Origin of the sequence: Alkalibacterium iburiense (assembly GCF_039521845.1) — a bacterium.
Taxonomy (GTDB): domain Bacteria; phylum Bacillota; class Bacilli; order Lactobacillales; family Carnobacteriaceae_A; genus Alkalibacterium; species Alkalibacterium iburiense.
Genome location: NZ_BAAACW010000015.1, coordinates 1 through 10,175, shown reverse-complemented (window position 1 = coordinate 10,175; position 10,175 = coordinate 1). Strand labels below are relative to the sequence as shown.

At 32.5% G+C, this 10,175-nt stretch carries 8 protein-coding genes; 4 read left to right on the top strand and 4 right to left on the bottom strand.

Translation table 11 applies throughout. The annotated features are described in order from the left end of the window. The first annotated feature begins 72 nt into the window (after positions 1-72). The 3 genes from ABDZ53_RS00695 (at position 73) to dcm (ending at position 3,278) form a co-directional block, all read left to right on the top strand. Entirely contained in the window at positions 73-210 is a 138-nt protein-coding gene (locus ABDZ53_RS00695) for a hypothetical protein (protein WP_343752963.1), read from the top strand. A gap of 211 nt (positions 211-421) precedes the next feature. Beyond that, on the top strand, positions 422-1,801 hold the full coding sequence (locus ABDZ53_RS00690) for a Sau3AI family type II restriction endonuclease (RefSeq protein WP_343752961.1): 1,380 nt from the start codon (positions 422-424) through the stop codon (positions 1,799-1,801). A gap of 172 nt (positions 1,802-1,973) precedes the next feature. After that, the gene (gene dcm / locus ABDZ53_RS00685; RefSeq protein ID WP_343752959.1) at positions 1,974-3,278 is read left to right on the top strand and encodes a DNA (cytosine-5-)-methyltransferase; all 1,305 of its coding nucleotides are present in this window, start codon (positions 1,974-1,976) and stop codon (positions 3,276-3,278) included. A 292-nt stretch (positions 3,279-3,570) separates the two neighbouring features. Here dcm and ABDZ53_RS00680 read toward each other — a convergent pair whose 3' ends face one another. Next, on the bottom strand, positions 3,571-4,824 hold the full coding sequence (locus tag ABDZ53_RS00680; RefSeq protein WP_343752957.1) for a hypothetical protein: 1,254 nt from the start codon (positions 4,822-4,824) through the stop codon (positions 3,571-3,573). A gap of 339 nt (positions 4,825-5,163) precedes the next feature. Between ABDZ53_RS00680 and ABDZ53_RS00675 the strand changes: the two genes are divergently transcribed. After that, entirely contained in the window at positions 5,164-5,637 is a 474-nt protein-coding gene (locus ABDZ53_RS00675; protein ID WP_343752955.1) for a hypothetical protein, read from the top strand. A gap of 1,387 nt (positions 5,638-7,024) precedes the next feature. On the opposite strand, the gene ABDZ53_RS00670 is transcribed toward ABDZ53_RS00675, so the two are convergent. The 3 genes from ABDZ53_RS00670 to ABDZ53_RS00660 are packed head-to-tail and all read right to left on the bottom strand — an operon-like array spanning position 7,025 to position 10,056. Continuing rightward, positions 7,025-7,342 (bottom strand): YxeA family protein, encoded by a 318-nt coding sequence (locus ABDZ53_RS00670; protein WP_343752953.1) that lies wholly within the window; start codon positions 7,340-7,342, stop codon positions 7,025-7,027. A 15-nt stretch (positions 7,343-7,357) separates the two neighbouring features. Continuing rightward, complete coding sequence (locus ABDZ53_RS00665) at positions 7,358-9,280, bottom strand: ABC transporter permease (RefSeq protein WP_343752951.1); 1,923 nt, start codon at positions 9,278-9,280, stop codon at positions 7,358-7,360. Beyond that, positions 9,277-10,056 carry an ABC transporter ATP-binding protein gene (locus ABDZ53_RS00660; protein WP_343752949.1) on the bottom strand — a complete coding sequence of 260 codons (780 nt, stop codon included), beginning with the start codon at positions 10,054-10,056 and terminating at the stop codon, positions 9,277-9,279. The genes ABDZ53_RS00665 and ABDZ53_RS00660 overlap by 4 nt, the downstream gene beginning before the upstream one ends. Positions 10,057-10,175 lie beyond the last annotated feature (119 nt).

Below are 10,175 nucleotides of genomic sequence, written 5' to 3'. Positions count from 1 at the left end.
TGCGTAATTTCTTTGGTGAGGGTTAATCCGATAGGATTGTGAAGCATTTATTAGGGTGCGAAACTTGAGTTAATGAAAAGCCCACATGTGTTTTTTGTGTTTGAACACACACCTCATACAAACCCAACTGAAGATTTTGTAAATGAAGGAATTGACTGGGTAAAAGAAATGATTGAGAACAATGACGTAAATAAACAAGTGTCTAAATAAAAACTTCTTTTGATAAGTTTTTAATTTACTTTTAGAAATTGTTTTAAGAGCCTGTGCAGAAAGTGCGTGGGCTCTTTATTTATTCTCTTAAATAGTGTTATAGTTAAAGTATGCTATTCCTGATTGGTAATATGATTGATTAGTGTCCATAATTTATGTCTCAAGAGCGATATTTATCTCGACTATAACAATTAAGAAAGAAGTGGATTTAATGCCTTATTCAACTGAAGAAGAAGTTATGGAAATTTCCAAAAGTGTAATAGGGAAAACATTCGGTGAAATCGATAAATATGATAGAAGCTCCATAAAAACAAAAGGAGCAATGGGACATGTTATTGAAGAGAGTTTATTTGATTATGCAATCAATTCTAACCAAGAGGCAGACTTTAGTGAATTAGGAATTGAACTTAAGGTCACTCCAGTGAAAACTAATAAAAACAAAACTGTTTCTGCTAAAGAAAGACTTGTATTAAACATAATCAATTACATGACAGAAGTTAACCAAAACTTTGAAACTTCAAGCTTCTGGTTAAAAAATCGTAGATTGCTATTCTTTTTTTACTTATGGAAAAAAGAACTTGCTGTTAAGGACTATCAGATATTAGAAACACTATTATATACATATCCTGAAGAGGATTTAGAAATAATAAAAAATGATTGGAAAATCATACATACAAAAATCAAAGAAGGTAAAGCTCATGAGTTGTCAGAAGGAGATACAATGTACCTGGGGGCATGCACTAAAGGAAGTAGTGCTAAATCTGTACGCAAACAACCCAACTCTGATATTCCTGCAAAACAAAGAGCATACTCTTTAAAACAATCGTATATGACCTCATTAGTTCGTAAACATTTTAATGCAGAAGATTTAGTTCGGATTTCCAATGCTCAAGAATTAAAGCATCAATCCTTTGATCAGATATTAGAAAAAAGATTTAAACCGTACTACGGTAAAACTTTAGAAGAGATTGCTAAATCACATAATCTTCAAATAAATCAGAGATTTAAATCAAAGGTTCAACAAGTTGTAAGTTCAATATTAGGGATTACAGGTACGAAGTTGTCTTCAATTGAGGAATTTTCTAAAGCTAATATACAATTTAAAACTATCAGATTAGAGCCTAATGGATTACCTAAAGAACACATGTCATTCGAACAAATTGATTTTAACAAATGGCTCAATCAACCATTTGATGAAAGTCAAATTTACAATAAATTTGAAACCACTAAATTTTTATTTGTTGTTTTTGAATATATAGTTGATGAGTCAAATGAAAAGAAGTTGGTTTTAAAGGGAATCAAATTATGGAACATGCCAGAAGAAACTATATTGAATGAAGTTCAGGATTTATGGTATGAAGTTAGAAAAATATTAACAGAGGGAGTTAAACTTAAAAATGTGAAGTGGGGAAATAGTTATAGAGTAGAAAACAATTTCCCTGGTCAAGATTATAATAGAATTGTTCACATTCGTCCTAAAGCTAGAGATGGTAAAGATAAGACAAAACTGCCGGATGGTCAATATGTTACTAAACAAACTTATTGGCTTGATAGAAGATATATATCGGAAATAGTAAAAGATTTACGATGATTATGCTTCTCTATATTTATGATGAAGATAATTTGCTACATGGAATTTTCATTTCTAAATGAAGTCTTTGATAATAATAAAATCATATAGTGAAAAAATTTAAAAAGATCTTGATCTTTTTCGCTTTTTCGTGTATAATAAATATTGATTAAAAGCGAAAGGATGTTCTTTTGTGAGTAACAGTTTAAATGTGCTTGAATTATTCGCCGGTGTCGGTGGATTTCGAATTGGGTTGGAAGAATCAAACTCAAAGAAATATAAAACCAAATGGGCAAACCAATGGGAACCGTCTAAAAAGTCCCAAGATGCTTTCGAAGTATATGATTACCAGTTTCCAGACAGTATGAACATAAACGTAAACATTGAAGAAATATCAGATGAAACTTTTGCTGAAATGGATGCAGATTTAATTGTAGGTGGTTTTCCTTGTCAAGATTACTCGGTAGCCAGAAGCAGCAAAGGAGAATTGGGTATTCAGGGTAAAAAAGGCGTTCTGTTTTGGCAAATTATTCGTGCCACAGAAATCATTAGACCTAAATATCTTATTTTAGAAAATGTAGATCGTCTGTTGAAATCTCCAACCACTCAAAGAGGTAGAGATATCGCAATCATGTTAGCCGCGTTTGACCAATTAGGTTACTCTGTAGAATGGCGGGTTATTAATGCTGCTGAATATGGACGAGCACAACGTAGGCGTCGAGTATTTATCTATGTCTACCGAAATGATATCCCCTGGGCTCAACAATTAGATGAGAAATATGAGCAATTTGAACAGAAAAATTTATTTGGAGATGAAGCAGTTTTACCAAATCGTTATGAAGAATATATTTTTAAAGAGGGATTATTTGCTAGACAATTTCCAATAAAAGAAGTTCCCGTAAAAGGGAGACATGCTTATGGAAAATTAAATGAAGATGTTGTTGAAGTTTCTGATAACTATTCTGGAGGAAAAATGTGGAATACAGGTGTGATGCGTCATGGTGTGTTTTATACTTATGACACTGCAACAGTAGAAGAACCTGCTACTCCTCTTGGTGAAATCATTCAAGATGAATCGGAAATTGATGAAAAATACTATCTAAATGATGAGCAAATTGTTAAGTTTGAATATTTACGAGGCCCTAAAAAAATTCAGCGTACAGCTGGTAATGGGCATACTTATGTATATTCTGAAGGTGGAATGAGTCCTTATGATGACCTGGAGTTGCCAGGGAGAACAATGTTAACTTCAGAAGGAAGTGTCAATCGGTCAACTCATTTGTTATATATCAATGAACGATACCGTTTTATCACACCAATAGAAGCAGAGCGCTTACAAGATTTTCCTGATGATTGGACGAGGTACAAGAAAACATCTAGTGGACAAATTGAAGAAGTAACAGACCGTATGCGTTTATTCTTTATGGGCAATGCTCTAGTTACCGGTATTGTTAAACGAATAGCTGATGAACTAGAAAAAATTGATAAGATAGTTTAATACTCGATTTAAAACCCTATTACATATTATAGGGTTTTAAATCTTTTTATTACTGTTAAATGCTCTTTAAGAATAAACTCAACGTACCATTCGGAATTGTTGTACCCCATTATTGTTTTGTTAAAACATGAAATTAATTAGAGGGGAGAATAGGTAGTAGGGAATGATTATCTTATTACATATGCCTTTATTAAAATAATTGAAACAAAAGTGCTATGATTCAAATATCAAGCATGACATGGAATGAAGTATTTTAATTAAACCCTTGTATTTAGTTAAGATTTGAATGACATCAATCTAACACATCCAACTGTTCCTTTATCTTCTCATTCAAATGTTTGTAAAAAGATAACCTTACTTTTGAATAAGATTCTAACTCTTTATAAAAAGTGTCTGAGATAATGCTAGGTTGTTTACCAACCGCCTCCATAATCATCAGCAAGGTACACTGACTAATTACTTCTTTGAGTAAGGATGAGTTGGAGTTATCAGAAGCGCTTATAGTATTAACTGAGTGGATATAAGCAATCACGCGCCGAATTTCCGAATCTGCTTTTTCACCCGTCTTCAAGTTAGTGAAAAGGGTTTGACTTGATTCACGTTCATCTTCAGCTTTATCTTGAAGGTCATCCAGTAACTGAAGAAAAGCGCCATATTGGAATGAAAAGAACATTTCTTCATATGTTAATTTTCCCTTTATCAGGTAGGCATCTGCCAATACAGATGTTCCGCCTTTGAAAAAACTAATTCTAAGGAGATCATTTCTGCTTAAGGAAAGGGGAGTATGCTGTTTCATGCTTTCAATCTGAGCCTTATGAATGAGTATGATACTCTCACACACGTCTGGATAGTCTTCTATAGGAAAATCCGTATGAATCATCTTAACTAGGTCATATATACGTGCTTCTGTTTTATTAGTAGAGTGAATCGGTAATTGTTTTAATGATTGTCTTAAGCCATCGTTAAAAGCCTCTTTATCACTCAACCTGATCTCTGAGTTATCTAAAAGGTTATCTGTATAAGGGTAAAGCAAACTGTAAGCGTACATAGGGGACGTCAAAGTGATTTTCTGATCCCAGAGAAGCTGCAAACTATTCATAATCCATATATTGCGCAACGCCTGGAAAACTTCTTCGTTTTTTAGTTCTGGATCTTCACTGTTTACTCGCTGTATAAATGCCTCAGCAACATCCATATACCCCTGAGACATAAAGTAGGTAAGGAAAGGCCGGTCAAACAATAATTGTTTTTCATCGATTAATTTCAAAGCGTTATAAATTAACTCTTTTACTTTTGTAACTGCTTCAGATTCCTTTGCATTTACCTCAGACTGATAAGACTCTTTAAGTAGAGGCATATAAGGTTCCAAATCATTGATTAGAGAATTGATTATTTTCTCTAATCTTTTTTCATTCCACATCTTTTTCCATAAAGGTACTTTTACTAGTCGGTCATAAGGAAAAGGGAGGGAGTCGGAATAAATAGAAATAGACTCTTCTAACAACCGATCAGTTGTCATTTTATTTAAACTGGTTTTTTCATTCATGTCTGTCATCTCCAATCTGACTTCTTATTTAAATTATAGCTTATTGAGTATGTGTAATCTAGCTGAACTAGCGCTACTTATATACTGGAAATAGGATAGGGGGGGGTGGTGAGGGAGGAGGGGATCTCATTATCTTCCTACCTGCACTATGACTTAAATGGTAGAGCAGTTCCCAGTATACAGTAATCGTTTTAAATAAGACTTTGACTATTCATCATTTGCAGATAAACTAGAACCACTTCTAACAAATCGGTATACTTTTAAAAGAAGGTTTTGCATAAATATAGTTAACAATTATGTTTAGCTGTAATTAATTCTTACTAAAAAATGATGAATGAAATGTATGGTTATGAAATCTCAAATAAAGATAAACTTGTTTTACATATCCTTCAAATAGTAATAATCATCGTTTTATTGACAATTGCTTATGTATCATGGCGAAGTAATCATTTAACTTCAGTAATCACGGATGAACTAGACGGAAGAACAATTGAAGCCATTACTATCACGACAAATAGCAATGAAATAGCTTTAGAAAATGACGAAATTGAATATTTCGTAAACAATGTTAACGGTTATGATACGACTATACCTTCATCTCTCATTACTGAACCAAGTTATCTTGAGTGGGAAAAAGTTATATATCGACGACCTTTCCAATCAATTAGTGGTCCTCCATATCTAATGGAGATAGAATATTCTGATGGTACAAACTCAACTATCTTATACACTCAATCAGAAATAGAGATTGATAACAAACTCTTCAAAGCGCCCGATAACGCATTGTATCACTTTTTGTTGAATCTCTACTAAAAAGAAATATAAAATTTCGCATAGAATCTATCTTAAAGTCCAGGGTAGAGGAGGGGGACAGTATCTTACTCCCCTTTATTACTAATATATACATATGAGATGAAACGATTTTGTTTACAGATTTTGCCATTTAAATTGCAGAGCACTAAATATAAGCTTCCTAATTTAAAGCAAATAATGTCATTAAAACACTGTAAAATGGTTAATGATAACATGTCACTGCCAAATTATTGCATCTAATAAATACAAGCCAAATGAATCTATATGCATTAGTAACAAATTGTCAGAAATCAGATATATAACTGAATTTTATTTTTAAGCGTTCAAGATCTGTATATATTTTTCAATCGTTGAATTTTATTATTTATACTTTTATAGATAATAATTTAAAGCAAGTATTAAGTAAAATACCAAAAAAGAGTTAGTTACAATAGCTTAGGTTTTAATATAGAAATTAAATTAAGCAAATTTCAGCTACAATGATATGAGTACACGTTTGAACGAGCACTCAGGAGCTTGTCAGATTATCATCTGCATCAAAAGTTTCGTTAATTCAGTGATTTAATTGCCATTTTTTTCTAAAACTCAAAACAAACAAAATTAATGCAAAAATAAAGCAAAAAATAGGGGATTTAATCAAATTTATGACGTATCTTGTCAGACTTTGCTTTTTCTTTATTTTAGTTTACATAATATATATTATACCAAGTAGATTATATGAAAAGAACCTCATTTCTGATCAATTTAGATTGATTTTGAATTGCATACTCTTTTTATTTATATTGGTTTGAATTGATTTCAATTTGTTTCAATTTATAACACTTTTCGAATGATTATAAAAAATAAATATAATCTAATCTACTTTTCTTAGGTATCATTTACGATCCATTTTAAATCCAAATTATTACTCAAATACTTATCTGACATCTCCACAAACTTTTACATTGCTGCTTATCAACTTTTTAAACAAATGTACAATGATTCTTACGACGATTCTAATCTTATTTCAAATGTTTAGCTAGATACTTCATCATCAATCCTCTGTATATCGTCCTGCTTGTCCATTATATTCATTCGTAAATATCACTTATTGTTAAATGGCAATCTATTAAATATAGTCATCGTAAATTGCCTTCAAATAATTTTAATATCTTAATAATATTGAGATATTTTTATAGTCAACGTCTCATATATATCCTATTCTATATATTTGTTTGAATTCTATTATTTACTATCCACTCGATATACTATGTAATTAGGCATTAAAAAGTTGAATTTCAGGCATTAATATCAAACAGGTATTAGTTTTTAAATTATATTAATGCCTTTCTTCAACTTCGAGTATATTTAATCCATCTTACTTAAAACCAAAAAACTAGGTTACAGTCTATGGCATTTCCTCTTCAGTTATAAGGGTATATTCAATTGTGTGGGTGCCTTTAGCAAGTACTCTTAAGAAGGTCTCTTCATTTAGTACCGTACTAGTGGTAAATACTACTCGTTTAGTTTCTCCTTTTTCATTCACCCCCTCTTCCCTATATTTGAATCTTCCATTATCATCAATAGGATCTCCTTGAACCTCAACATAGACATATTCTTCTTCAATCCAAGGATTAAACCGGTCAATCGTCTCACGGAATCCAAAGTAAATAATAGGTATAATAATGATTACAAGTAGAATTGGTATGATAGTTTTCTTTTTCATACGTTTTACTCCTTTCTATAATGCATTTATGACAATACTTTTGTAGTAGCGAATAGTGAACACTGTAAACAATAAATAAATAACAATATACACAGTCATACTTATAAGGATTGGCGTGAGCATGCTTGAAACCATAAGAACAGATCCTACATTAAGAGCAAAGGAAGCATGAATTAACCCGATTATCAAAGGTATTAAATAAACAAAAAGCTGTTTTCTGATAATACCTTTCATTATATCTTTTACCTGAAATCCGAGTTGACGAAGTGTTTTATAATCTTTCTTCTCTTGTTCAGCCTCTGTCATTTGTTTAAAATACAAAATACTTCCGGTTGAGAGGATGAATACAAAGCCTAAAAATCCAGCAATATATATGATAACTCCATAGTTATGAAGAGACTCCTCGTATGCCGAATAATAGTCCGTTAGGAAGTCAATGCTATCTGTAGTTTCCAGGAAAATATTTGATGCTAAAACGGATTTTTCAGTATCCTGTATTTGAAAAACATCAAAGTTTAATAATTCATTGTTCTGATTCTCATGAAGGTTACTTCTGATTCCCTCAAAAGTTTCTTGAGATACAAGAAGTTGTTCTCCGAAGAATCTATAATTCATAATATTATCAAGTCGATAATCAGAAACTAATAGTGTCCTAACTTCTTCGTTTGTTTCGTACTGTACAGTTTTGGGGAATGTCAAATCTCTTCCTTCTATAATAGCCCGATTATTATGAAAGACAGCTTCACCCTTTGGTGGAATCTCAACTTCTAATCCTGCTTCTAATAACTGTTCTGCTGAAAAAATCATCATCGGTCTACTATAAGATAGTTCGTTTGAATCTAGTGTGCTCCATTTCCCCACCGTTCTTATGGCATCCAGCTGGTGATAGGCGTGATTAATCTGCTCCTCTTGTAGCCTACTCGATATGGTTTCAGCCTCCTCATGCATGTTTTCCACTGCAAAATCAAAAGGCATCGCCATTCTTACGTCCTCTTCAGTAGAATAATATAAGGAATAAGAAAGTGAAATCATAGTTATCGTCATAGCAGATAATACTGTGATTAAAGTTAATGAATTGGCGTGGCCTTTCATTCTGTGCATTAATGATGCTACCGAAAGACTATTTTGCAAGCCAAGATGTCCATTCTTCTGTTTTCGAAAAATATACATTAACCAGCTAATAGTCGTCCGAAAAATTAAATAGGTTCCTGTTATGGTGCTGGCTAAGACGAATAACATGAGAAACATGAGTATATCCGTATACTCTAATATTAAGGTTGATGCATAATAACCTACTCCAATTAGACCAATCCCGAATATCCCTAACACACCTGAAGTGATGCTTGGGCGTTTGGAAAAGTTTTCGCTTTGATCATTTGCCCTAAATAATTGTATGAGTGTCTTGTGATAAACTGTTATTATAATTTGTACGGTTACGACAGCAATTAAGCAAAGAAAGACGATAATGGTTTGAAGAACTGCTTGGCCGGAGAATGTTAACCCAACTATAGCTTCTATACCTATCACATTCATAAATAATAAAAGAAAGAGTCGCGAGAGTAAAACGCCAACTACCATTCCGACTAGTAAGGCTCCGATACCAAGAATAGTATGTTCCAAGATGAGTATTCTAGCTACCCAGGCCTTTGATAAACCAATTAATTGATACAACCCAATTTCTTGACTTCGTCTTTTAATAAAAATATTTGTAGCGTACATCGTAAACACGACAGTTATGAAAATGAGTAATATACCTGCGACTTGAAAGGCTGTTGAAAAATTTACGCTAGCTTCACCCATTTCTGTGATAGTTTGATTAGTTTGTAAGGAAGAAAAAATAAAATACAAACTTATACTAAAAATCATGGCGAAAAAATAAAGATAGTACATTCTAATATTTTTTTGAATGCTACGAAAAACTAATTTCTGTATTGTCACAGTTGATCCCCTCCTGCTAGAACGGCCTGCATATCGAGAATATCTTTGAAAAATGATTCTCTCGATTTATCTCCACGATACAGTTCTGAGGAAATTTTTCCATCTTTAAGAAATACAACACGATTACAATAACTTGAAGCCACTGGATCATGAGAAACCATAACAATCGTTACGTGCCTTTGTTGGTTAATCTCATATAAGTTTTCTAGTAAATTTGAAGCAGCTTTTGAATCTAACGCACCTGTCGGCTCATCAGCGAAAACAAGTGATGGCGAATGTATTAACGCTCGTGCAGCAGAGGTGCGTTGCTTTTGTCCACCTGATATTTCTGAAGGATACTTATCCGATAGTTCATTAATTCCTAAAATTTCTACAATAGAATTATATTCCATTTCTGCTTCTTTACGGCTTAGCTTAGTTAATGAAACAGGTAGCAATATATTTTCTTTTACCGTTAAAGTATCAAGCAAGTTGTAGTCCTGAAAGACAAAGCCTAAATGTTCACGGCGAATGTCTGAAAGCTGATTGTCTCTCATTTTAGAAATGTTCTGTCCGTTTATATATATCTGACCATCTGTAGCACGATCTATAGTAGCTAATGTGTTAAGGAGAGTTGTCTTGCCTGACCCCGATGGTCCCATAATTCCTACAAACTCTCCCTCCAATACGCGAAAGTCGATTCCTTGTAATACAAGTTGAGTATTCCCTTTTGAACCATAAGATTTATGGACTCCCTTAGCATTTAAAACTGTTTTTAATGTCTTTTGTGTTTTCATTTCATACACTCCAATCTAATTCATCTATACATAGTGTAATTTTTATTTGAAAAGAAAATGCTAAAAAGAGACAAAAAAGCACCTCTCATGGTATAATTAAATCATGAAAAATTTAAAAA